This is a genomic window from Gemmatimonadota bacterium (assembly GCA_009838845.1).
Classification (GTDB): domain Bacteria; phylum Latescibacterota; class UBA2968; order UBA2968; family UBA2968; genus VXRD01.
This window is the reverse complement of sequence record VXRD01000170.1, coordinates 131,019-154,994: the sequence shown is the minus strand read 5'-3', so window position 1 is coordinate 154,994 and position 23,976 is coordinate 131,019. Positions and strand designations below refer to the sequence as shown.

General features: G+C 50.1%; 22 protein-coding genes. 5 read left to right on the top strand and 17 right to left on the bottom strand.

Translation table 11 applies throughout. The features are described 5' to 3' along the window. The first annotated feature begins 96 nt into the window (after positions 1-96). The 4 genes from F4Y39_24565 (at position 97) to F4Y39_24550 (ending at position 5,804) form a co-directional block, all read left to right on the top strand. Complete coding sequence (locus tag F4Y39_24565; protein ID MYC16910.1) at positions 97-1,485, top strand: DUF1800 domain-containing protein; 1,389 nt, start codon at positions 97-99, stop codon at positions 1,483-1,485. 21 nt (positions 1,486-1,506) lie between these two features. Beyond that, positions 1,507-2,643 (top strand): DUF1501 domain-containing protein, encoded by a 1,137-nt coding sequence (locus F4Y39_24560; protein ID MYC16909.1) that lies wholly within the window; start codon positions 1,507-1,509, stop codon positions 2,641-2,643. A 119-nt stretch (positions 2,644-2,762) separates the two neighbouring features. After that, positions 2,763-3,758 (top strand): hypothetical protein, encoded by a 996-nt coding sequence (locus tag F4Y39_24555; GenBank protein MYC16908.1) that lies wholly within the window; start codon positions 2,763-2,765, stop codon positions 3,756-3,758. 78 nt (positions 3,759-3,836) lie between these two features. Then, positions 3,837-5,804 (top strand): hypothetical protein, encoded by a 1,968-nt coding sequence (locus tag F4Y39_24550; GenBank protein MYC16907.1) that lies wholly within the window; start codon positions 3,837-3,839, stop codon positions 5,802-5,804. An 8-nt stretch (positions 5,805-5,812) separates the two neighbouring features. Here the strand turns inward: F4Y39_24550 and F4Y39_24545 are convergent, their stop codons facing one another. The 17 genes from F4Y39_24545 to F4Y39_24465 form a co-directional block, all read right to left on the bottom strand. Continuing rightward, a complete protein-coding gene (locus tag F4Y39_24545; protein ID MYC16906.1) occupies positions 5,813-6,571 on the bottom strand; it encodes an AAC(3) family N-acetyltransferase in 759 nt (252 codons plus the stop codon). A 72-nt stretch (positions 6,572-6,643) separates the two neighbouring features. After that, entirely contained in the window at positions 6,644-6,961 is a 318-nt protein-coding gene (locus F4Y39_24540) for an oxidase (protein ID MYC16905.1), read from the bottom strand. Then, positions 6,961-7,635: a cytochrome c oxidase subunit 3 family protein gene (locus F4Y39_24535; GenBank protein ID MYC16904.1), complete on the bottom strand. Its 675-nt coding sequence runs from the start codon at positions 7,633-7,635 to the stop codon at positions 6,961-6,963. The genes F4Y39_24540 and F4Y39_24535 overlap by 1 nt, the downstream gene beginning before the upstream one ends. After that, positions 7,635-9,266, bottom strand: coding sequence for a cytochrome c oxidase subunit I (locus F4Y39_24530; protein ID MYC16903.1), 1,632 nt, complete (start codon positions 9,264-9,266; stop codon positions 7,635-7,637). Before F4Y39_24530 ends, F4Y39_24535 begins: the two co-directional genes overlap by 1 nt. A gap of 6 nt (positions 9,267-9,272) precedes the next feature. Beyond that, complete coding sequence (gene coxB / locus F4Y39_24525; GenBank protein MYC16902.1) at positions 9,273-10,223, bottom strand: cytochrome c oxidase subunit II; 951 nt, start codon at positions 10,221-10,223, stop codon at positions 9,273-9,275. A 45-nt stretch (positions 10,224-10,268) separates the two neighbouring features. After that, positions 10,269-11,072, bottom strand: coding sequence for an SCO family protein (locus tag F4Y39_24520; protein MYC16901.1), 804 nt, complete (start codon positions 11,070-11,072; stop codon positions 10,269-10,271). Positions 11,073-11,075: 3 nt separating this feature from the next. Then, positions 11,076-11,453 (bottom strand): hypothetical protein, encoded by a 378-nt coding sequence (locus F4Y39_24515; GenBank protein ID MYC16900.1) that lies wholly within the window; start codon positions 11,451-11,453, stop codon positions 11,076-11,078. Position 11,454: 1 nt separating this feature from the next. Then, complete coding sequence (locus tag F4Y39_24510; protein ID MYC16899.1) at positions 11,455-12,648, bottom strand: hypothetical protein; 1,194 nt, start codon at positions 12,646-12,648, stop codon at positions 11,455-11,457. A 6-nt stretch (positions 12,649-12,654) separates the two neighbouring features. After that, the gene (locus F4Y39_24505) at positions 12,655-13,209 is read right to left on the bottom strand and encodes a cytochrome c (GenBank protein MYC16898.1); all 555 of its coding nucleotides are present in this window, start codon (positions 13,207-13,209) and stop codon (positions 12,655-12,657) included. Positions 13,210-13,264: 55 nt separating this feature from the next. Continuing rightward, the gene (locus F4Y39_24500; GenBank protein ID MYC16897.1) at positions 13,265-13,798 is read right to left on the bottom strand and encodes a DUF3341 domain-containing protein; all 534 of its coding nucleotides are present in this window, start codon (positions 13,796-13,798) and stop codon (positions 13,265-13,267) included. Between the two features lie 12 nt (positions 13,799-13,810). Continuing rightward, on the bottom strand, positions 13,811-15,205 hold the full coding sequence (locus F4Y39_24495) for a hydrogenase (protein MYC16896.1): 1,395 nt from the start codon (positions 15,203-15,205) through the stop codon (positions 13,811-13,813). Continuing rightward, positions 15,198-18,194: a 4Fe-4S dicluster domain-containing protein gene (locus F4Y39_24490; GenBank protein MYC16895.1), complete on the bottom strand. Its 2,997-nt coding sequence runs from the start codon at positions 18,192-18,194 to the stop codon at positions 15,198-15,200. Before F4Y39_24490 ends, F4Y39_24495 begins: the two co-directional genes overlap by 8 nt. Further along, positions 18,191-18,859 carry a cytochrome c3 family protein gene (locus F4Y39_24485; GenBank protein MYC16894.1) on the bottom strand — a complete coding sequence of 223 codons (669 nt, stop codon included), beginning with the start codon at positions 18,857-18,859 and terminating at the stop codon, positions 18,191-18,193. Before F4Y39_24485 ends, F4Y39_24490 begins: the two co-directional genes overlap by 4 nt. 156 nt (positions 18,860-19,015) lie before the next feature. Beyond that, a complete protein-coding gene (locus F4Y39_24480; protein ID MYC16893.1) occupies positions 19,016-20,143 on the bottom strand; it encodes a hypothetical protein in 1,128 nt (375 codons plus the stop codon). A 16-nt stretch (positions 20,144-20,159) separates the two neighbouring features. After that, positions 20,160-20,543, bottom strand: a complete 384-nt coding sequence (locus tag F4Y39_24475) for a hypothetical protein (GenBank protein MYC16892.1) — start codon at positions 20,541-20,543, stop codon at positions 20,160-20,162. Next, entirely contained in the window at positions 20,521-20,802 is a 282-nt protein-coding gene (locus tag F4Y39_24470) for a hypothetical protein (GenBank protein ID MYC16891.1), read from the bottom strand. Before F4Y39_24470 ends, F4Y39_24475 begins: the two co-directional genes overlap by 23 nt. Before the next feature lie 194 nt (positions 20,803-20,996). Continuing rightward, a complete protein-coding gene (locus tag F4Y39_24465; GenBank protein ID MYC16890.1) occupies positions 20,997-22,322 on the bottom strand; it encodes a hypothetical protein in 1,326 nt (441 codons plus the stop codon). Between the two features lie 173 nt (positions 22,323-22,495). On the opposite strand from F4Y39_24465, the gene F4Y39_24460 reads away from it, so the two are divergent. Then, positions 22,496-23,887, top strand: coding sequence for a hypothetical protein (locus tag F4Y39_24460; protein ID MYC16889.1), 1,392 nt, complete (start codon positions 22,496-22,498; stop codon positions 23,885-23,887). The last annotated feature ends 89 nt before the right edge of the window (positions 23,888-23,976 follow it).

Here is a 23,976-nt window from a genome sequence, read left to right as displayed (position 1 = left end):
ATTTAAGATAAATTGTTGAAAAACATCGTCTTGTTATTCTGGCGATAGGGACAGAGCAAGCGCAACCAATGAGGTATTTCAGCAAAGGGGGAAATAATGTCGAACACCGATATTGCGTTAATGGCCCACCTGATGCGTCGAGCCGGGTTTGGGGCCACGAGAACAGAATTGGAGGACTATGCCGAAAGGGGCTATGAAAACGTCGTGGAAGATCTGGTCGAGCCGGAGCGCTGTGATCCGGTTGATGAGGATATTTTAAGCCGCTATTTTGGCAGTTTTGAAGCGGGATATGTGGAGAAATGGATGTATCGAATGATCCGCAGCAAGCGCCCACTCGAAGAAAAGATGGCTCTTTTCTGGCATCACGTATTCGCCACCGGGGTGGGAAAGAATCAGCACCTCCTCGCCTCTGCTCGCCAGATCGATACCTTCCGGCGCGTGGGGCTTTCAAATATGCGGGAAATTTTGATCGAGCTGTCCAAAGATCCGGCCATGATCTTCTGGCTGGATAACAATGAAAACCGCAAGGGCGAGCCTAATGAGAACTACGGCAGGGAGCTGTTGGAACTCTTCTCGATGGGCGTTGGCAATTATACAGAAGACGATATTAAGAATTGTGCCCGCGCCTTTACGGGATGGACATTTGCGCAGCCGCCGCCCCTGTATCCGCAAGGTTATTACGATGCGAAGTTCGTTTTCCTCGAAGAAGACCACGACGATGGCGAGAAGACGTTTTTGGGGCATACGGGCAATTTCAATGGCGATGATATTATCGACATCATAGTCGAACAACCCGCCTGTGCCAAATTCATATCCAGACATCTCTATAACTTTTTTGTCACGGACGAGCCGCAGGTTCCATCCTGGCATGTGACCCCGCCGCAGGATCCCGATGCGATTGAAATCCTGTCAAACGCTTTCATGGAGTCGAAAGGCGATATGCGCCACATCCTGAGAACGCTCTTTAACTCCGACTTCTTCAAGGACGCGCGAGGGAAAAAGGTGAAAAGTCCTACCGAACTCGTCACGGGCATCCTGAAGCTGATCGGCACTTATCAACGTCCCGATCCGGGTATGGGAAGATATTCGGGTGCTACCACGTTAATGGGGCAGAAATTGCTGGATCCTCCGACTGTGGAAGGCTGGCATACCGGTAGGGAATGGATTGATGGCGGCACACTGACCGAGCGCGTGAATTTTGCCGTTCGCGAGGTAAGTGATGCGTCCAAGCCTGGCATACGTGGAATCATTGATCGGCTCAAAGCCGAGGGGCGGGCACTCGCTCCTGATGAGTTCGTGGAGAAATGTCTGGATCTCGCAGGTCCTATGACCGTGAGTGATACGACCCGCGAATCTTTGAGCAAATTTGCGGAATCAGGTGGCGATCTCGATCTATCCGCGGACAACGGATCTGAGGAGAGTACGGATCGCGTAATACAGATGCTGCAACTCATTGTCGCTTCGAGAGAATATCAATTTGCGTAGCGTTCTGAAAGGAGGAATAAAATGGCTTCTAAAGACCCAATCCTCGTCATTGTTGAATTGAAGGGCGGCAATGACTTCATGAATACTATTATCCCTTATACCAACGGCATATACCACGATTGCCGGCCCATTGTGGGGCTTCGTCAGGATGAGGTTTTGCCGATGAACGACACTCTGGCCTGGCATCCCAATACGGTGCCCCTGAAGGAGATGTTTGAGCAGGGTGATGTGGCGATTGTGCAGGGTATCGGGTATCCCAACTCGAGCAGGTCGCATTTCAGGGCTATGGATGTCTGGCATACCTGTGAACCCATAGATATCGGCACTGAAGGCTGGCTGGGTAGAGTGGTTCGGGATCTGGATCCGAAGGGGGAAAATGTCCTGACGGGCATTAACTTTGGAAAAGGACTTTCTCGAGCGTTGGCCGTTTCTGGCGTTCCCGTGACATCTGTTGACGATCTCGACAATTACGGATTGATGACCAGCATCAAAGAAGACCCAAAGCGAATGCAGGCTATTGAGATATTCAAGACTATGTACGAACCCGCGATTGGCACGGGTGTGGTGATGGATTATCTTTCGCAGACGGGTCTGGATGTCATCAGAGGTTCCGATGAGTTGAAGAAGGCTCCGGCAATGTATCAGTCCGACGTGGAGTACGGAAGCAATTCGATTGCGAAGGCACTGAGGGATGTCGCGCGCGTTCACCTTGCCGGTCTCGGCACAAGGATCTTTTACACACAGCACGGGGGCTATGACCACCATGCAAATGAAATGCCGTCACATCCCAAGTTGCTGACAGAGTTGTCGGAAGCAATCCGCGATTTCTTCCGGGATTTGCGACACCACAATGCTTCTGAAGAGATAGTTATGCTCGTTTTCTCAGAGTTTGGACGACGCATGAGGGATAATGCCAGTGGCACTGACCACGGCACAGGTGGCGGTGCATTTATCATCGGTGATGGTGTGAATGGCGGGTTATACGCAGAATATCCCTCTCTTGATCCCTCTCGATGGGCCAACGGCGAAGACCTTGAGCATACAATTGACTTCCGCGGCATATACGCAACGCTCTTGGAGCAATGGATGGGAATGGATGCCACTCCGATTGTGGATGGGACATTTGAACAGATCCAGCCTTTCAAAGAGGCCGTGTGATCACGAATCAACGAATCAACGAATCAACGAATCAGCGAAGCTTGTAGTGGGTAGGGGTGGTTGGGTGGGGTTCGTCTATTCGTCTATTCGTTGTGTATTTTGAAAAAGGGAGGTGAATTATGGGCAGACCTTATGGCCTGTTGCGGGCAGGGTTCCCATTTTACAAGACTCTGGGTATGAGGCGGCTGACGAATTTTCCGATTGATATTGCCCTGGGCGAGGAAGGCTGTCTCTACATATTGTGTCGGAATAGAGATGCATCGACGATCAGGAAGTACCATATTGATGACAAAGATCTGGGTGCCGTTGGCCGTGGGCTTACGTGGGCGGTTGCAATTATTGCCGATAGCGAGGAGAATCTCTATGTCTCCGACGAGGCCGTGCATTGTATTTTGTCCTTTGACAAAGATGGCAAAGAGTTGGAGAAATGGGGTGAGTACGGCGACGGAGATGGACAACTGAACGGTCCGGCGGGTATCGCCTTCGATGCAGAAGAGAATATCTATGTTGCTGACAGCCTGAACCACAGAGTCCAGAAGTTTACCAAAGATGGTGAATTTATCTCAAAATGGGGCAGATTTGGCGATGGGGAGGGCGAGTTTAACATGCCCTGGGGGCTTACAGTGGATGAACTGGGCGATGTTTATGCCGCAGATTGGCGAAATGACAGAATTCAGAAGTTCACTGCTGACGGAGAGTTTATCTTCGCGTTTGGGAAGTCGGGTAGCGGAAATGGCGAGCTAAATAGACCGACGGATGTGGCCGTAGATGAGCACGGCGATATTTATGTTGCGGACTCGGGAAATGATCGGGTACAATTGTTCAATTCCGAGTCGAGGTACGTGCAGAAATTCTTGGGGGATGCAACCCTGTCAACGGTCGCAATTGAATATATGATGACAAATGCCGGTCCAAATCGCCTGAGGGATATGGCAGACCTCGAGCCGCAAAAGTACTTTCGACGTCCGGGAGGGGTAGCTGTCAATGGAGATGGACTGATGTTTGTAGCGGACAATGGCTCCTATCGGGTGCAGGTCTATCAGAAGCAGGCCGTCCCGCTTACCGAAGAGCAATTTTCTGCGCCGAGACGTTCGCCTACACTTCACCAGGAATAGGCTGAACGCGTCGAATACGGAGGCCCTCAGTTTTCGCTGGGGGCCATTTTTTATGACTTCTTACCCTGTGTGCAAACAATGAGCAATCCTTTACAAGCACACCATTTGTCGGCGAGAGAGCAAGAGTCGTCGGTGCGCCCGGGCGCTATTGTCCTGGGGGTAGTGCTCACATTTTGCATCAATGGCTTCGACCCTGTCTCCCGTTACTTGATCCACTCTTCCTCATTCACGCACAGCCAAATGCCCTTTGCCTTGCTGGTAGGGCTTCTGCTCCTGGGCTATCTCTACAATCCCCTCGTTCGAAGGCGGTTTCCCCGCTTCGCTTTGACGCGGCGGGATATGGCTGCCGTGCTCGCCATTGGATTTCTCGGCACAACAGTACCCACTCTGGCCCAGAGATTTGTAGCCGTTATTTCGGCTCCGGATTACTACGCTTCTCCGGAAAATGAATGGCCTACCTACACACTGCCCAACCTGCAGCGCTGGTTGTTCCCCAGCAATGCCGGAGATGGCGTTGGGATGTTCTATCGCGGGCTGGTTCCCGGTACGCCTTTGCCCTGGGAGATATGGGTTGGTCCGCTCTTCTGGTGGTTCAGTCTGCTCATCGCGATCATGCTGGCCTGTTTTTGTCTCTCAGTCATTTTGAGAAAACAGTGGTCGGAAAGCGAGCGTTTGGCATTTCCCTTTGTCGAGCTTTCACTGATGCTGGTAGAGAATCCCGGTCCCAGACGAAATCTGCCCCAATTTTTTGGCCTGCCCCTTTTCTGGATCGGGTTTGCAATTCCGGCAATCATGCTTTTTTGGAATACAGCAGGCCACTTCTTTCCAGGCCTTCCCACATTCGCATTTCTCAATATTAGAACACTGCTCCCCATCGGACGTGGATTTATGCCTTTCTTTCTCCAGTTCGATTTCTACGTCATTTGTTTCGCCTATTTCACTACCCTGGAAATTCTCCTGTCGATGTGGTTTTTCCACATTTTGGGCATGTTGCAGGCAGGCATTTCCAACCGTATCGGGTTTGGTCCAAGAGGCTATGGTTCGGGGGTGATCTCTCAGAACAATTACGGCCTGATGGTTTTTGTACTGTGGAGCCTCTGGATCGCACGCGGGCACATCCGCAATGTCTGGCGCAAAGCAATTGGAAAAGACCCCGAGGTAGATGATTCGACCGAATTGCTCTCCTATCGCACAGCAACCTTCGGTTTCATCCTTGCCAGCCTTTTCATTTTTTTTTGGCTCTGCAAAACCCAGATGAATCCGGGGGTGGCCGCGGCATTTATGTTTTTTTCTTTGATTCTCTATTTGGGGATGGCCAAGATCGTGGCGCTCAGCGGGTTGGTGTCTTTACGGGGGTCAGGACCTACCGGACCCGTCAAAGGATTGATCGGTATCTGGAATATGGATGATACGACGATTGCGGCTCTGAACCAGATGGGTACGCTTTACGGCAACGCAAAGGGATTTGCCATGCCAGGTGCGGCCAATGCCGCCAGATCAGGCGACCACACCGATCCTCAAAGGCGCCGACTGGGTGGCGCAATTCTCATTGGCGGAATCCTCTCAATCCTCGCCTTTGTGATCACCACCCTTATTCTGGGTTATTACGGGCCGGGAGCTGAGAATTTTGGAGACTACAGTTATACGCGGGGCAACCGGGCCTTTTTCAATTATACTGTTTCGGATATCAAAGGGCGTCCAGATACAGAACGGCAATGGTGGGACCTGGGCTTCGGAACCTTTGGCGCGGCGATGACCCTGCTGTTGATTTTTCTGAACCAGCGGTTTCCCTGGTGGCCTCTGCACCCAGTGGGATTTACAGTTTCCCTCCAGTATCCCACCCGCGCGTCCTTTTTTTCGGTATTTATCGCCTGGCTGATGAAAATAATTGTGCTCAAAGTCGGCGGTATTGAGCTTTTTAACCGCTCTCGTGTTTTTATTTTTGGCGTCCTCATGGGCTATACGCTGGGTGTTCTGGTTTCTTTTGTTCTGGATATTTTCTTTTTTATGGGCCAGGGCCACCGCATGCATACACCACCGCTGTAATAACAAGCCTATGTCGATCTTTGATCCAGTTTGACGCGGTCGTATGAATCGGGGTCATTTCGGACAATATCGAGCAACTGATCAACATACGCGCGAATTTGGAACAGGCGACACGAGGCGTCCCCAACCTTGCCGGTCTCTAAAATGCCCGAACGATCCCAGACTTCACCGAGTCGGATCCGATCGAGCCAGATGAATTCGGCATCGGGGTTCTCTTTCAGGCGATCATTCCAGAACATCACTTCTACGACGTGGATATACGTGGATGAGTGGTAGTCAACGCCGAGCATCAGGATTTTGCCGTTCTGTTCGTAGGCTCGGATCATGGGGGAATTTGTGCCGTACGTCTTGCCCCAGGGTGAACGGTCCCAGGGAGATGCCATGCCTTCCTCTGATAGATGATCCGCAACGAAATTTTTTGCGCCTTGTCCGCGTGCTGCCACGGAGTGGGAGTAGTGATCGGATCTGTGTGTCCTCGGCATCAATCTGAAATACTCGGTCAACCAGCCGACTGAGGATTCTGTTTTTTTCAGGTCCCAGGACCCCGTCCGCTGTTCTCGGTCGCCGATCAGATTGAACGATGGCATCAAGAGTAAGCCATTGGTACCCAGTGCGTTCTCAAGCGCGGCGATCACTGTTTCCGCTCCACCATGGACCATACCCAGGCTCTTGAATGATGAATGGACGAAGAGTGTATCGCCGATTTCGACACCAAGGGTTTTTAGATTGTCACAAAGCTGCGCTGCGGTGTATCCAAAACCGGACATGTTATTGGTCTTTCTATAAAAAAAGCGGAGAAATCCAGTAGATTTCTCCGCTCTCTTTTTTTGTTCATCTTGTTACTGCAAATAGTGGCTCGCTGGCATGCCCAACCAACCGCGACTGACGTAATCTGCCATTGCAAAGGCAAATAGGATCAGCAAAAACAGGATGCCTGCACCCGCGAGCAACCAGGTCAGTCGGCTGGCGTATTTGACGTGCATAAAAAACAGAATCACAATCGTGGCTTTTGTGCATGCGATACCGAGTGCTACCACGTCGTTAAACATGCCCAGATCCTGGAATGCCACCCAAACCGTTAACGCGGTTAAAAACATCAGGGAGGCAAATACCGCCAGATAAATGCGTACAGTCGGGCCGTGGTGATCATCAGCCATCAGTGTCCTCCCCCCTGTGTGCCCAGAAGGTAGAGCAATGGAAATAGGAAAATCCAGACAATATCGACAAAGTGCCAATACAGGCCAAAAATTTCAACAGGGGCATTGTATTCTGCCGTGTACGTCCCCTGTGCAGTTTTAACAAATACCCAGATCAACAGGCCAATACCAATAATCATATGCAGGGCATGCATTCCGGTCATTCCGAAATACAGAGAATAGAAGAGAGCCAGTTGGGGCGAGTTTTCACCGTGCGGATGCCATACCAGGCCGGGGACCAAACCGTACTCGATCTTTGCGGAGTATTCAAAATATTTGACCACCAAAAAGGTAAGACCTAAGATACCAGTCAGAGTCAGATAGACCAATATCCCTCTTTTATTGCCTTCGTGCGACTTGTGTACAGCCATCGCCATTGTCAGGCTGCTGACAATCAATACTATGGTATTAAATGCTCCCAGAGGAATATCCAGGTGACTACTGCCTTCAAAAAATGCCTCGGGATAATAGGATCGGTAGATTAGATACGTCGCAAAAAAGCCTCCAAAAAACAAAATTTCTGTAATCAGGAAGCTCCACATGCCAATGACGGCGGATTCCTTCTGCTGCGGCATATCTTCGAACTGGTGGGCCAGTCCGTGCGGGTGATCGTGATGTAATGCGTGATCGGCCATTAGTGCTCCTCAATCGGTCCGTACTCATAGGCTTCTTCTGTCACGACAGGCGTTTCTTCAAAATTAAATGTGGGCGGTGGGGAGGTCGTTTCCCACTCCAGTCCTTTGGCGCCCCAGGGGTTATCAGGTGCTTTTGGGCCCTTAAAGATCGACCAGGTCAAATACGCGCCGGGAACCACATACCCCAGAGCCAGAATTGACGCACCCATAGACGATGCCACATTCAAGACCTGAAATTCGTCGGGATAGACGTGATAACGCCTCGGCATGCCCATATACCCCAGAATGAACTGCGGGAAAAACGTCAGATTAAAACCGAGAAATACCAGCAGGGCTGATACGCGTCCCCAAATATCGGGAAACATTTTACCCGTAATTTTGGGCCACCAGAAGTGCATGCCCCCCAGATATCCCATCACCTGACCGCCAACCATAATATAATGGAAGTGCGCCACCACAAAATACGTGTCGTGCAGGTGAATATCCAGGCCCATACTCGACAAAAACAGTCCGGTCAAACCACCGACTAAAAATAAGCCCAGATACCCATACACGTAAAACATTGAAGTATCATATATAATTGACCCTTTGTATAAGGTCGCTGTCCAGTTGAATGTTTTGATCGCAGAGGGCACTGCTACCAGAAATGTGATAATGGAGAATACCATGCCGGCATAAGTCGATTGGCTGCTCACAAACATGTGGTGGCCCCATACCAGGAATCCCAAAATTGCAATGGCTACACTTGAGAACGCGACAAATTCATATCCAAAGACGCGCTTGCGCGCAACAGCGGCGACCATTTCGCTCATCACGCCCATTGAAGGCAAGATCATGATATAAACGGCTGGATGCGAATAGAACCAGAACAAATGCTGGAACAAAACGGGATCACCACCGAGATTCGGATCGAAAAACCCGAACCCAAATCCGCGCTCGAGCATTAGCAACACCAGCGTAATTGCGATAACGGGTGTGCCCAATAGCATAATCAAGCTGGTGGCATAATGCGACCAGACAAATAGCGGCAGGCGGAACCAGGTCATCCCCGGCGCGCGCATGGTGTGGATTGTCACCACAAAGTTGAGGCCCGTCAGAATGGACGAGAAACCCGCCATAAAAGCGGCCATAGCGGCCAGAATCACATTTGAGTTTGAATAGGTGCTACTATACGGCGTATAAAAAGTCCAACCCGTATCAACGCCGCCTCCGACCACGGCAATTGTTCCCAAAATACCTGCAACCACATAAACATACCAGCTCAAAAGATTGACGCGCGGAAAAGCCAGGTCTTTTGCGCCGACCATTATGGGGACTAAAAAGTTGCCAATGGTTGCGGGGATAGATGGCACCAGAAAGAAAAAGACCATGATGATGCCGTGCATTGAGAAAACTTTGTTATAAGTATCTGAAGACATCAAATCGCCTTCGGGGGTCATCAGTTCAAAGCGAACCAGACTGGCAAATAACCCACCCAGGGCAAAAAAGATGGAAATTGAAATAATGTACAAAACGGCAATGCGCTTGTGGTCTCTGGTCAACAACCAGGACTTCAAGCCATAACCGTTATTCAGATAATTGACGCTCGGCGCATCTTCAGACGCTTGAACATCTTGCTCGGTGATTGCCATAGCGCATCACTCCATACTCGTGAGTTCGGGGGCTTTCAGGGATTTGATATAGGCGATTATTTGAATGATCCCTTCTTCGCTGATCTGACCTTTGAAAGTTGGCATAATGGGTTTGTATCCGGCCATGATCTTGGCGGAAGGGTTCAGAATCGATTCTCGAATATAGGCTTCGTCAACCAATGCAGTACCGCCGCCTTCCAGAGCCACTGTTTTGCCAAAAAGACCCGACAGAGATGGCCCTCGTCCCGTCCCGTCCATCTTGTGGCAGGTATGACAGGCGTATTGTTCAAATAATCTTTCTCCGGCTACTTCCATTGGCTCATTCGCAGTTCCGCCAGTCAACCAGGCTTCGTAATCTTGAGGTTCCAGGACGTGTACTGTGCCAATCATACGCGAGTGCTCGGTACCGCAAAATTCGGCGCAAAACAGATGATACGAACCGACCTGCGTCGCTTTAAACCACAAATTGGTATATCGCCCGGGCACCACATCCTTTTTGACGCGAAAAGCGGGAATATAAAAACTGTGCAACACATCTTCCGCTGTCATGGTCAGGCGTACCGATTCACCCAGTGGCACGTGTAATTCGTTAATCTCCTTTTTGCCTTCTGGATGTTGCAATTTCCACATCCACTGTTTGCCCACCACATATATTTCCATGGCGTTTGGCGGGGGTGTAATTAGATGGAAGTATAAGACGGTTGCCCACACAAATACACCCAGTGCGAGCACCGCCGGAACGGCGGTCCAAAATATTTCGAGGCCGAGATGTCCCGCAATTTGTCGCGGCACTTCGTCGTCCGATTTGCGCTGATACTTAATCGCAAAAATAACTACCAAAATGACAACTATGAGCGCGAAAAATACGCACAGTGCCAAAATGCCAAAGTAAAGCGCGTCAACTTGAAAGGCAAAACTCGAAGCTTGATCTGGAAAAAGAGGAAAATCAGTCTGCATGTGCCAACTCAAAAGTTAGAGGTCCGATGGACTTTTTTTGAAGCGTTAATTTGCCTGCAATGGTGACCGCTCTCGGCGCACCATAATAAAAATAAATGATAAGATACAAATTACAGTAATTACACCAGCAATGCGAACCAACCGATAAATTGCCAGTGTATATTTGCCAGTCAACGGATTGTACTGAAAGCAATAGAGCAAAATCGCATCAATCGGAGAGCTGATCTGATCTTGTGCGGCTTCCAAAAGCCCCAGTTGCAAATCCCGCGGCGCAAATTCGACCCCAAACAGATACCGGGCGATTTTCCCATTGGGAGTCAAAATGGCAATCCCGCTGGCGTGAACGTATTCGTCTGTTTCGGGATCGTATATGTAGCGATATCCAATGGCCCTGGTCAATGCGTCTATTGATGCCGGGTGTCCAGTGAGAAAATGCCATCCATTTTCTCCACCTTCTCGACCGTATCCATCGACGTAATTCACCTTTTTTGCCGCTGCCAATTCTGGATATTCGTCGGGATCAATGCTAAATGTCACCACCACAAAATCTCGTCCGGCATTGAGCGATACGGGACGCAATCCCGACAACAAACCATTCAAAATTTGCGTACACAACATGGGGCATTCATAATATGCGGGCACTAAAATAACGGGATGTTCATCCAAATATCGCGCCAGCATAATATCTGTGCCCGATTCATCGCGGAACTTCAAATTTACTGGCACAGATGCGCCCAATTTCTGGTCAATCCCAACGGAATCCAGCACTGTGGGATTCGGCGTGAAGTCTTGTGCCCACGCGATCCTGGTGAAGCACATTAGCGTGATACAAGCGAATAAGACGCGCATGTTTTACTCTCGCACCGGGAACCCGCGTTCGAGAACCAGGTCTATTGCCCGCTCAATTGGAAGATGCACAACCCCGGCATCCCTATCTATCCAGCCGTATTCGGTAAGCGTGCGATTGGTTTCGGCACGCACTTGTGTCAGTTCAGCAGAAGGTACAGTCTGGATCAGCGGTCCCTGATAAGGTTTTTGATGAGCAGCCATGGGCGGCGGATCATCTGTCATATAAATCACGGCTTGTTCCAGACCGAGAAACATGGCCCACATAGCGATAAAAGACAGAATGGCTACGGCTATGATTCCCGCAGTGGCAGCGAGAATTGGGCCAATTTTGAGATGATAGTCTTCGTAGCCCTTTTCGCGGGCATTGTGCTTTTCTGCCATATCAGTGACCTTCTCCGGCAAAGGTTTCTTCCATGCGCGGATCGTGCAATGGGATCAGCGGCACACCTTTTAGCTGCATCGCAAAAAATCCCAACCACAAGCCGCCAATACTGACGAGGACCAGCATATCCAGCAGAAAACCATACCACATACCGTCAGAACCACCGTGCCCAAAAGCCGGTGTAATAAAATAATAAAGATCGACATAGCGCATAATCAACATAAAAATTGCAATAACCGTCATCAGCGCGGCGCGGCGTTTGATCGCCCGCTGCAATAGCAAAAAGAATGGCACGAAAAAGTGAAAAACAATCAACGCAGTTCCCACATATTGCCAACCGCCATGTGATCGGCGGATGTACCAGGGGGCTTCTTCGGCCAGGTTGCCAGACCACGTAATCAAAAACTGGGAAAAACTCACATAAGCCCACAGACATGTAAATGCAAACATCAGGGTGCCCAGATCGCTCAAATACTTAAATGCATCAACTTCTCGATAGACCTCGACATCCTTTAATTTAATCACCCACAAGATGCACAGTGCCATGGCACCCAATGCGCCGCCCACCACAAAAATTAAGCCATAGATCGTCGAAAACCAGTGCGGTTCCAAAGACATGACCCAATCGGTTGCCGCAAAGGTAACGGTTAAGATAAACATGGGAATTCCGGGACCGCTCAGGTTAATCATCCGGCTTTTTAGGCCCGGTTCGCCGGTTTCATCTTGCTCGCGCGACCATTTTGTCAGCAAAAACATCCAGAGCAACCACAGGGCAAAATAAACGACTGCGCGAATATAAAATCCGGTCTCATTCAAATACGGTTTCTTAAAGGTCAAAATTGGATCTTTAGCTACGACATCTGTATGCGTCCATTCGTACAAATGATGCATACCCAGAACCACAATGGGAATAAACAGGACGGCCATGAGCCACAGTGTGCGCGCGCCCGATTCCAATAACCGCCGAATGACAAATCCCCACCGTCCGCTGACCAGATGGTGCAACATCAACAACCCCAGACAGCCCAGAGAAATGACTAACCAGTAGATATAGCCAACGAGATACGATTGGAAAAATTGCTGAGAATCAGCAAAGGCACCAATAAATAAAACCACTATACCGCAGGCACCTGTCAGAAGGCCTCGTTGCTGTACTTTATCTACAAATGGATGGTCAAAGGATTTAGTAGCCATAATATCCTACTCATTTTCAAGCCGCTGACGCACATCGGCAGGGACATCGTCCAGTGTGGCGTTTTGGCTCAGTTGCAACGCCTGAATATAGGCTATAATAGCCCATCGATCTCGCGGTTTGATACGCGATGCATAGCTATACATTGCGCCAAAACCATTGGTCATGACATCAAAAAAGTAACCCGGTGTCTCATTTTGCAGCCGCTCAATATGGTATGATGGGGGTTGCTTCATGCCGCGGCGCACCACCATCCCACGCCCATCGCCTTCCTGTCCATGGCAGGGGGAGCAATAGATATTGTAGCGTTCTCTGCCGCGGAGAATCACATCGCGCGTAATGGGAAAGGGAAAAGTTTCCGCTGGTTTACCATCTATCATCCCGGTATATAAATGCGCGTCTGTACGCAAATGCCCGCGTGCAACCGTGCCTTTTATCCAGGGCCGAGAGGACCTTTGATCCGCGAAAAAAGTATTTTTTTCCAGCGGTTCAAATCTCGATTGGTTGTACATTTCTTGCCGCAAACGCTCGATATCTGTCGTGCCCTCACACCCCATTGCCATAAAGAGTGCGAGCACCAGTCTCACGGGATGGGCAATTTTTAGCCAATTAGCTAATTTACGGTTCGACATCATCTACCTTTTTTGCTTTCAGGCTCTCGAGAAATGCACGGGTTTCGGAAGTGTCAAATTTGGGATCTTCGGCTTCGATACACAAAAAGAAACCATCACCAGAGGCGCGTTCAAAATTGGGAACATTGAAAACCGGGTGATAGGGACGCGGCAAACCATTGAGGATGAGCATGCCAATCAATGCACCAAAAGCGGAAAATAGCACGCCGAGTTCAAATGTCACGGGAATAAAAGAGGGCCAGCTCAAAAGGGGCCGACCACCCACATTGAGCGGATAGTCGATTACAGATACCCAGTACTGAAGCCCAAAGCCTGAACAGGCACCGAGAATCGCGCAGATCAATACAATGATGGGCACGCGGTGCTTGTCATAACCCATTGATTCCGACAAATCGTGTATCGGCATTGGAGAATAAGCATCCATCTTGCGATACCCTTCTGCATATGAATCTTTCGCAGCTTTGAGCAATTCGTCGGGACCGTCAAATTCGGCCAAAAGACCGTATAAATTTTCAGCCATAATCACACCCGTTTAATCATCGGCAGAAGCCGCTTCCGCATGTTTGCTTTTATTTGCCACCAACTGGCGGATTTCAAAAATGTTAATGACGGGCATCACCCGAATAAACAGGATCATCATAAAGAGGAAAAATCCAATTGTGCCTGCGTACAATCCCCAGTCCCACGGCGTCGAGTGATACATATCCCAGGACGAAGGCATAAAGTCGCGGTGGAGACTCGTCACCACAATGATAAATCGCTCGAGCCACATTCCCACATTGATGAACATCGAAATGATGAACAGCCATATCGGACTCAGGCGCACCTTTTTAATCCACAATAATTGTGGGATAGCCACATTGCACAAGATCAATGACCAGTAAGTACCGGAATAAGGGCCAAATGTGCGATTTTTCATCATATAGCCTTCATAGGGGCTGGCACTATACCAGGCAAAAAACTGCTCCATCGCATAGCCATAAGCCACAATGAGTCCGGTGGCGAGCATCACCTTGCCCATATTGTTCAGGTGACGGTCGGTGATATAATCGTGCAATCCGTAAAAGTAGCGAATGGGCAGCCCCAGCGTCAGCACCATTGCAAAACCGGCATATACAGCACCCGCCACAAAATAGGGTGGAAAGATGGTTGCATGCCAGCCGGGAATCAGGCCTACGGAAAAGTCCAAACTCACGATGGAGTGTACGGATAGTACCAGCGGCGTCGATACACCCGCTAAGAGCAGCGCGGCCATTTCATAGTTGAACCAGTGCTTGGCGGATCCGCGCCATCCCATTGACAATACGCCGTATATGATCTGTGAAATTTTGTGTTTGGCCTTGTCGCGCAGGGTGGCAAAATCGGGAATTAAGCCCAGATACCAGAAGATCAGAGATACTGTAAAGTAGGTGCCAACGGCAAATACATCCCATATTAGCGGACTGCGGAACTGCGGCCACACAGACATTGTATTGGGATAGGGCAACAGCCAGTAAGCCGCTACCCAGGGACGCCCCGTGTGCAACAGTGGAAACATACCGGCGCACATGACGGCAAAAATGGTCATGGCTTCGGCAAATCGGTTGATCGAATTGCGCCATTGCTGACGCATGAGTAACAAAATAGCCGAAATCAATGTGCCCGCGTGCCCAATACCGATCCACCAGACAAAGTTGATAATTGCCCAGCCCCAGCCAACGGGAATATTTAAGCCCCAGATGCCAGTCCCTTTGATCAGCAGCCAGGTCGCAGATAACATCAACAACTGCAAAATACCACCTGCAATCAACAGTGCCGCAATCCACCCCAAAGGCGTGCGATTGGTGATGAGCGCACTGAGTCTTTGTGTCACCGTTGTATAGGTCTGCCCCGGACCGAGCACCGGCGCCGGCATCGTCGGATCTTTTATAGGTGCAGGACTACCCATGCTGTGAAATCTCCGGATTGGGATTGGTCAACCGCGCGAGATACGTGGTGCGCGGTTTGGTATTTAACTCTGTCAAAATGCCGTAATTTCTCTGTTGGGCTTTGAGCTTGGCCACGCGGCTATTGGGGTCTTTGATATCGCCAAATACAATGGCATCTGAAGGACACGCTCCCTGACAGGCGGTTGTAATATCGCCATCTTTCAATTCGCGATCCTCGACCTTGGCCTCAATTCGCGCTGCACTAATGCGCTGCACGCAATAGGTGCATTTTTCCATCACGCCGCGACCGCGCACTGTCACATTGGGATTGCGCTGCAATTTGAAACTCGGTGTTTCTTCATCGGCATAGTGGAGGAAATTGAAGCGCCGCACCTTATAAGGGCAGTTATTTGAACAATATCTCGTGCCCACACAGCGGTTATAGGCCATATCGTTCAAGCCCTCGGCACTGTGTACTGTTGCGCCAACGGGGCATACGAGTTCACAGGGCGCATTCTCGCACTGCATACAGGGTACGGGCTGGTTGTAAAGTTCGGGGTTGTCCAGATCGCCTTTGTAGTAGCGGTCGATGCGAATCCAGTGCATTTCGCGTCCGTTGAGTACTTCATCTTTGCCCACTACCGGAATATTATTTTCCGACTGACAGGCGACTGTGCAGGCATTGCAGCCATTGCATGAATTCAGATCAATTGCCATGCCCCAGGCTATGCCGTCGTTGTCGTGAATCCCATCAAAAAAGTTTGCATCGGGACCGGGGTCATGCCCCATTTCGTGTACAAAATGCGGGTGTTTTTCATATTCATCGACTGTGCCAGATCGCACCAGCGCGCGGCCTTCCATGCTGTGGTGATCTTGCGTGCAGGCCAGGGGATACGTCTGTCCCGTCTTTGTCATTGACGCATTCGATGCAACCCACGGCGAATCAGATGTCTGAAGAGCATAAGCGTTAAAGCCAACGCCATTACCCACGCGCCCGGCGGCGGTGCGCCCAAAGCCGAGATGTACAGTGACGGCATTTGCGGGATGTCCGGGTGCGATCCAAACAGGTGCTTCCACAGAGCGATCATTTGCACTCAACGCGACCACATCGCCATTTTGAAGCCCCATCGCCTCGGCAGTTGCCGGTGCGATCAAAACCGCATTGTCCCAGGTGAGGCGCGTATGGGGTTTTGGCAATTCTTGCAACCAGCCATTGTTGGCATATCGCCCATCGCCAATTGTGGGATCTAACCGGAAGTTCACTTCGAGTCCCTCACCCGCCTGCGATGGCGTGCCGTAATTTTCGGTCATGCTCACAGAACGCTCGGGCAAAGCCGTATCGGGAACCAATCCGTCGTGCAAATAGGTTTGCCAGATTGTTTCAAAATCGGTGCCTTTGTATTGTTCTTGCCAATATTCTTTGACCCGATCATAATCCGCGCGCCCATCCCCCAGCATCATAGCTACCAGTTCCGCGGCGGATTTGCCGCCGTAGAGCGGCTCAATCAATGGCTGGAGAATAGACACGGTACCGTCGAATGCGCGTATATCGCCCCAGGCTTCTAATGCGTGTGCTTCGGGCAAATGCCAGTGAGATAATCGCGCGGTTTCATCTTGAGATTGGCCCAGGTGAATGCGCGTTGTCACTTCCTGGTAAGCGGCGGCAAAATTGAGGTCTGCTGGCGCATTGTAAACGGGATTGCCACCCAAAACCATCAGCAGTGAAACTCTGCCCTCTGACATATCAACGGTTAAATCTTTGAGGGAAGCGTATTGGTTGGTCGGCTCGGCTTCTACTGGATCTGTGTACGTCACGGTATTACCCACATTGCCTAACGCACTGTTGATGGCGTGTGCAAGTGCGTGAACAGCAGGCGGTTGATGATCGCCGGCAATCACCAGCGATGTGCCGCGATGTGCCGCCAGGTCTTTGACCAGTGCATTGAGCCATGTATCGTGTCCGGCGCTATTGCCCCCCATCGCGTTTATTCCCAGTGCCGCAGCCACTGCTCGGGCAAATCCCTCGATCTGACTGGCTTTCAATGGCAGGCGGTGATCGGCAAAAGACCCCGTATTGGAGGGGGTGGATTCAATGACGTAGAGCCGATTCATATCGGCCTTTTGGCCGTCGATAACCTTGCGACCGAGGGCAACGTGGCGAGCGTGTCGAATACTTGCCGCGCCGCTTTCCATAAAATCGGCGTCCAAAGACAAGATGCGTTTGGCTTTTTCGAAATGATACTGCGTTTCGACCACTTCGCCAAAAGCCATTCTGGCACCTTCACGCACGTTGTCGCGCGTACCTGGCTCAAATTGATGCCACCTTGCGTTGGGATATTTTTCCAATAGTGCGCGGATCTGGCTAACCAAAACTGGCGAGGTCACTGTTTCCGTCAACAGACGCAATCCCTGCCCCTGATCCAAATCGAGTTTTGCCACTTCGGTGGCAAGGGTAGCAGAAAATCTCGTCCATGTACTCGCCCGCCCATTTGCTATGGGTACCTGCGAGCGGTCCGGGTCGTAGAGATCGAGTATTTGAGCCTGTGTAATTGCATCTGTGGGCCCAAAAGTCGCATTTCCCGATCGAGGATTTGCAGGATGTGCGGGATTGCCCTCTATTTTGGTCGGACGCCCAGCATGACTTTCGACCAGTACGCCCCGGGCGAATCCGCCTTGAGAGAGAGCCGAAGCAAAGAACAGGGGTTTACCGGGTATGATCTGCTCGGGCGCACGTATATAGGGGACGATTTTTTCCGGCGGCTGGCGCGTGCACGATGTCAAGCCGGCAAACGCCAGAGACGCGCCCATTACCTGTAGAAACTTGCGGCGACCGACTTTGTCGCTCCATTCGGAAGCCCCTTCGGGAAATTCGCGGTGCAAATAGTCGCGAAATTCTTCCGTATCGGCCAATTCATTCAGGCTGCGCCAATAATCCTGCCCCTCGCGCTTAGATAGGCGTTCGCGAATCGCAGAGAGGTCCAAACCGTCTTTATGTGCTGTGCGTGTCATCGATGACATGTCGAGCAATCCGTGGAAGGGTTAATATCGTAGTCTTGAACCAGTTGTGCGCCCAGCAGGGCTTGAGAGACCGCATGTCCGCGTTCATCCATTGGTTTCCAGGCCATATTGAAAACTTCTTCGCGGGGACGCACATATTTTTCGGGTGCCCGGTGACATTCCAGACACCATTCCATATTGAGGGTGTTCACTTTCCACATCAGCGGCATTTGATCGACCTGCCCGTGACAGGTTTGACATCCGATGCCTTTGTGAACGTGAATGCTGTGATTGAAATAGACAAAATCGGGGAGATCGTGAATGCGAACCCACTCTATGGGATTACCCGTGCGATAACTTTCGCGGATGGGTTCGAGAAGGGGGCTTTCTGTCCAGATCTGAGAATGGCAGGTCATGCAGGTTTCAACAGGGGGGATATTGGCGAAGGAAGATTCTTCTACAGAAGTGTGACAATAGCGACAGTCGAGGCCCACGCCGGCCACGTGGTGTTTGTGACTGAAGGGAACCGGCTGTTTTTTTGCGACCAGGACATCGGATGTGTAGTGTAATCGGTTGGTGTTGAGCAGAATGGTGAGGCCCGTTCCAACAACAACCAGAACCACGACAATACTGATTCTGGCATACGCGTTACTGCCACGCGGAAAAAGCTGCGCCATTTATGAATCCTGTGAAGTGAGATGAGACAAAATGAGATCAGGTCGAGCCTACGAAGGGCTTAATATACACGAATCCACATGCGAGTCAAGCAATAAGTTTTGCTCATATAAACTGTACATTATTATCTACTTTGTTTTGCATATAAAACACGCATTTTAATCGCGAGTGTCCGCTGTATGTTGTTCTATATCGCGCCGGTTGCCGTCTGTGGGCAGTTCGGCAATGTACTGGTAATTGGAGTCACGCGCCTGTCTGTCCAAAATCTCGGCAATCTGTTTCCACGTTTCGCGCAAGCCCCGGGTGCAGTGGGGCATTTCGTGTTTGATCAGCCTGTGTAGCCGACCGAGTTTGTAGCATGGAACCGCAGCGTACATGTGGTGCTCGGTGTGGTAATTCATATGCCAGTAGAGAAATTGGAGCAGGGGATTGAGGTAAATCGTGCGGCAGCAGAGGCGAAAATCCGGTACTTCGTCTTGCAGCCCAACGTGCTGTGCGGAGTTGCAGAGGGATTGCAACCACGATCCGAACATTTTCGGAAATGTGATGACCAGCGGAACAATCCAGTACCCATATGCCAGAGATATACCCGCGATCGAGAGATGGCCGATGAGCAAGGTGCGCTCCCATCTGGTGTAGGCGCGACACCGCTCTGGATCGCTTTCGGGAAAGAGCATTCCAATCCAGGAATTTTTCCTGTTTATATGGCCGGTAAAGTTTCGAAACTTTTCTTTGAGCAGTGTGTAGGGATACTTGTGGTTTACAATGGCTCGCTTCCACAGGCCTTTGAGGTCGATTTTTTGAGGGAGTACGACTTCCTGGTCGTCGGGTGCGTGCAGGGTGTATTTGTGGTGCTCGGTATGGCTGGCCCAGAATAGATGGTGGTTGTGCCAGCCGAGGAAGGACAAAATGCGGAGGAAGAAGCGATTGAGCCATCGGGTCTTGAAGACCGAATCGTGTACCAGTTCGTGAAAGCCGTTGACCAGAAAATGCCAGAAGTGTCCGTTGATGAAGACCAGTAGCGCAGTGATATACCAGGGCCAGTGGTGCGATGAGTAAATGGCCGCTCCCGCCGCAACAGTTAGCACGCCCAGGAAACCGAGTGTCTGAGCAAAGCCAAGGAAATCACTTCGCTTGTTGAGTTCGCGCAATGTCTCGCGGGAGACGCGGCAGCGGTACCATTTGATGCGCGTCTTTCTGGGCGGTTTATTGTATTTTGGGCCTTCTGTGAACACGTCTCGATCAGAGAGCGCGTTTTGGTCGGTGTTTTCAGTTTGTGTGTTCAAGGTTTATGATCTGCCTTCAGCTATCGAATGTAAGACTCATTGTATGCAGATTGATAATGGCTTTGGCTTCTACCAGGAAATCCATCCCCAAAATCCCATTGATTTCAAAGCCATAATCCATGCCTCCTACTTCAAGTTCAAAATTAGTCAACTTCTTCTCTCCAACCTGCAAAAAATCAACTCGTCGCCTAAATACAACTTCGCTCCCACCCACGCCTCGAATTGTTACTATCCGGTCATCGGGCAAAGGAAATATACCGATAGAATCAACCAAGTCAGCAGATATCACTGTGCTAGCTGATCCAGTATCAACAAGGACTTGCGGGATCTCAATAGTTGATTCCCGATAAGCAATAGACACCGATGTAAATGGAAGGTCATACCTTCGTATCAGTTGCATATGGAGCACGAATTCCCAACCATTGTCTTACTTGAACGTCAAGTGAATCACGACTGGTATGAAAAAAATATAATTCCCGTTCGGGATATTGCTGGTGAAGGATCTGATACCGTTTCATTGCTGTTTTGCCATCAGGACATTCCTCTACAACTGTTAGACGATTGAGATACCGCTGATAATCAGAGGTTGTATGGGCTTCTAATGCCTCAACAATCAGCCATTTATTGGGATAACTTTTGCATATCTCAGACCAGTGCATATAACATATTCCTCTAAAACGAGTTTTGTTTGAATTTTGTTTGATACGCAAACGATCCGAATATTAAAACCCTATCAGTGATCAAGATACGCGAATCCTCTTGTGCGTCAAGCGCGTTTTGTGAGCTATTGTCTGAAAAGCTAAAAGAAAGTCCTGGCGTCAGAAATGCCACCTGTAATATGTGCCTGATTTACCTATCCACTTGTCTTGCCAAAGTTTGAGGTAAATATCAAAAAGTCGTTAAAATCCACGTCGCCATCCTGATCCAGATCACCGATTAAACCGCTTGGCGTGCCACCACCTCCGGTCGGTCTTATTTCAGAAGACCATCGAAGGATCTGATTTTGTCCCCGGGTCTCTGCGACTCCGTTGCCCGTAGAATCTATATAAGCACGGAATTTGCCGCCTTCAATTCCCAATACACCGTTGCCCGCTTCATCGGCTGCCATAGCTGCAATGGGCCGCCCAGAGGCGTTGAGAATGCCCATTATACCGTGCCCATTTTCATCGACACCCAATACGGAAGCCAAAACACCCTCTCTATTTGTTAACAGTACTGCTGCATCGCCAGCCTCATCAATTCCCAAATCAACTATTGAACCCGAGGCACTGACGGCACTGACTGAGCCATTGCCAACATCATCTACACCCAGAATGACTACGCCTGTACCCGATTCAGATGCAGTGCCTACGATCAGTCCCGCATTTCCAGAATCATCGGCACCGAGAAGCGTGAGAGAACCCGAGCTACTGACAGTACTCACCAGCCCATTACCAGTTTCATCTAAGCCCAGAATGACCGCACCTGTGCCCGATTCGGAACTACCGCTCACGATCAGTCCCGCATTTCCAGAATCATCGGCACCGAGAAGCGTAAAGCTCGAACCCGATGCATTTGATGCAGCTACCACACCATTGCCAGCTTGATCTACACCCATCCCCGCAACAGAGGCATTATTTTCTATCACACTAATATCTCCATTGCCAGCTTGATCGGCTGATATAGCCGCAACTGCCGCACCTGCTACGTTCCCTACGAGCAAAATACCGTTTCCTGCGGGATCCGATCCGATTATGGCGACGACGCCCCCCGCTGCATTTACAATCTGCAGTGTTCTTGTCTGTAGTGTTTGTACCCGCAATGTGTCGGATAAAATCTGCAGTTCTCCTGCTTGCGCTTGTTTACCCAATCTCGGCGTCCCATTCTGGTGCGAGAGAATATTATTGATGAATTCTATCTTATCTCTACCCGGGCCAAGCTCTGGTGCCTGTATTCGGCGTGCCAGAATTTCTTCCCGATGCGACCAGTTATGGCGAAAACCAGTATTGCCATTGCTTTTGTCAGGTGACAAATTTACAGAGGTCAATTTGGGAGGGAGTAGCTGGTGAAACCACTTTGACGTAAAAGCGGGCGATGTGTTGAATAGAAATACAATGATTAATCCGATAATCGCCCGCATTTGCCAGCGCACTCTTTTTTCCAGTGCTTCTACCTTTTTTTCTACGATTTCTCTATTCATTCTATCTCCTTGAATTGGTGATTGGTGTTGTTTGCTCTAAGAATATAAATCATTTGGCAAGCAATAATGACTTAATCCGAGATAAGCGGCCATGGGTTCCCCTTGCTTTGATAAAATGAAACGGCTATTATGGACCACCCCACCGTGAATGTAGAGAATGGAGGCGCACAGCGATGAATTTGCCAGATCCACTTATCGCATCCAACGATCGCCAACTCTTTGTCGATAACCATCTCATCGACAGCTTCGAACACGTGCATATTCACCAGCACACGCCCATCCCGCGCGAAACGTGTCTCACGCTCAATCGCCCCTGGGAAGGTGAGACGAGTTGGTGTCCCGTTGTTATCAAAGATGGCGATAAATACAGAATGTGGTACCGATCTCAAGATGAACAACAAGACACAGGTGGTTTTAACCACACGTTCACTGCTTATGCCGAGAGCGAAGACGGCATTTGTTGGCAGCGGCCCAATCTCGGTTTGTTCAACTTTAACGGTTCAACCGATAACAATATCTGTGTTGACAATCCCAATACCAAGAATATTGCGGTTTTTAAGGATGAAAGTCCCGGTGTGCCAGAATCCGAGCGGTACAAAGCAGCGGGACGCTGGAGTGGTGGCAAGCCCGCTCGGATCTACGGTCTCGTCTCACCCGATGGCATTCACTGGCAAAATGCAGGAGATGGACCACTTGTCGTCGCCTCTGAAGACGATCCCAATTTTGACAGTCCGGTTAGTGCTTTTTGGGATGCGCGTCAGGGGTGTTATGTCCTGTACGCGCGTGGCTGGTTTCCCGATGGCAATGAGCCGCGTATGCGCGCCATTCGAATGACGACTTCGCGGGATTTTATACATTGGGATGCATGGCAATATATCCGCATTGACGGCAAAACGCGCTTTGATTATCAACTTTATACAAATGCCGTTCATCCCTACGCAGGTGCGCCCTATTATTTTGCATTTCCCAAACGCTTTATTCAAACGCGCCAGGCTCTGCCCGAGTGGGGTCACGAAGGTCTTTCCGATATTCTCTTTCTCGCCAGCAGAGATGGACTGAATTTCACCCAGCCCTATGCCGATGCGTTTATGCGTCCCGGTCTGGACCAAAATAACTGGCACGAGCGCTCCATTTTTATCGGACCGCGTGTCGTTTCTACCGCGCCCGGCGAACTCTCGCTTTATTCTGTGCAAAATTATCGCACGCCCAATGCACACATTCGGCGTTTCACCCTGCGCGAAGATGGGTTTGTTTCTGTTCGCGCTGATGCGAGGACTGGTGTTCTTACGACCAGGCCATTCACTTTTACAGGCACCCGGTTGGAAGTCAATTATTCTACGAGTGTTGCCGGTTCGATTCGCATCGCATTGCTCGATGAAGCGGGTGATCCCCTTCCAAAATTCGCGCTCGGTGACTGTCCCCATATTTTTGGCGATGAAATCGCGCGCACTGTTCGCTGGGAAAATGTCAATGCTATCGATGTCGCCCCGAACCAACCCATTCGCTTGCAATTTGAACTAACCGAGGCAGATCTTTTTTCTTTTCGATTCTTCGACCCAGATTAACGCTGTATTCATCTATTTTTGAATTTTCATCTGCGTTCATCTGCGTTCATCTGTGGATACTTTTCGGTTCTTCAGTCCCGGAGAAATAT

Bases quoted from the DNA above. Each gene is read 5' to 3' on its own strand.
- F4Y39_24565 (MYC16910.1), top strand. From the start codon at position 97: ATGTCGAACACCGATATTGCGTTAATGGCCCACCTGATGCGTCGAGCC.
- F4Y39_24560 (MYC16909.1), top strand. From the start codon at position 1,507: ATGGCTTCTAAAGACCCAATCCTCGTCATTGTTGAATTGAAGGGCGGC.
- F4Y39_24555 (MYC16908.1), top strand. From the start codon at position 2,763: ATGGGCAGACCTTATGGCCTGTTGCGGGCAGGGTTCCCATTTTACAAG.
- F4Y39_24550 (MYC16907.1), top strand. From the start codon at position 3,837: ATGAGCAATCCTTTACAAGCACACCATTTGTCGGCGAGAGAGCAAGAG.
- F4Y39_24545 (MYC16906.1), bottom strand. From the start codon at position 6,571: ATGTCCGGTTTTGGATACACCGCAGCGCAGCTTTGTGACAATCTAAAA.
- F4Y39_24540 (MYC16905.1), bottom strand. From the start codon at position 6,961: ATGGCTGATGATCACCACGGCCCGACTGTACGCATTTATCTGGCGGTA.
- F4Y39_24535 (MYC16904.1), bottom strand. From the start codon at position 7,635: ATGGCCGATCACGCATTACATCACGATCACCCGCACGGACTGGCCCAC.
- F4Y39_24530 (MYC16903.1), bottom strand. From the start codon at position 9,266: ATGGCAATCACCGAGCAAGATGTTCAAGCGTCTGAAGATGCGCCGAGC.
- coxB (MYC16902.1), bottom strand. From the start codon at position 10,223: ATGCAGACTGATTTTCCTCTTTTTCCAGATCAAGCTTCGAGTTTTGCC.
- F4Y39_24520 (MYC16901.1), bottom strand. From the start codon at position 11,072: ATGCGCGTCTTATTCGCTTGTATCACGCTAATGTGCTTCACCAGGATC.
- F4Y39_24515 (MYC16900.1), bottom strand. From the start codon at position 11,453: ATGGCAGAAAAGCACAATGCCCGCGAAAAGGGCTACGAAGACTATCAT.
- F4Y39_24510 (MYC16899.1), bottom strand. From the start codon at position 12,648: ATGGCTACTAAATCCTTTGACCATCCATTTGTAGATAAAGTACAGCAA.
- F4Y39_24505 (MYC16898.1), bottom strand. From the start codon at position 13,209: ATGGCAATGGGGTGTGAGGGCACGACAGATATCGAGCGTTTGCGGCAA.
- F4Y39_24500 (MYC16897.1), bottom strand. From the start codon at position 13,798: ATGGCTGAAAATTTATACGGTCTTTTGGCCGAATTTGACGGTCCCGAC.
- F4Y39_24495 (MYC16896.1), bottom strand. From the start codon at position 15,205: ATGGGTAGTCCTGCACCTATAAAAGATCCGACGATGCCGGCGCCGGTG.
- F4Y39_24490 (MYC16895.1), bottom strand. From the start codon at position 18,194: ATGACACGCACAGCACATAAAGACGGTTTGGACCTCTCTGCGATTCGC.
- F4Y39_24485 (MYC16894.1), bottom strand. From the start codon at position 18,859: ATGGCGCAGCTTTTTCCGCGTGGCAGTAACGCGTATGCCAGAATCAGT.
- F4Y39_24475 (MYC16892.1), bottom strand. From the start codon at position 20,543: ATGCAACTGATACGAAGGTATGACCTTCCATTTACATCGGTGTCTATT.
- F4Y39_24470 (MYC16891.1), bottom strand. From the start codon at position 20,802: ATGCACTGGTCTGAGATATGCAAAAGTTATCCCAATAAATGGCTGATT.
- F4Y39_24465 (MYC16890.1), bottom strand. From the start codon at position 22,322: ATGAATAGAGAAATCGTAGAAAAAAAGGTAGAAGCACTGGAAAAAAGA.
- F4Y39_24460 (MYC16889.1), top strand. From the start codon at position 22,496: ATGAATTTGCCAGATCCACTTATCGCATCCAACGATCGCCAACTCTTT.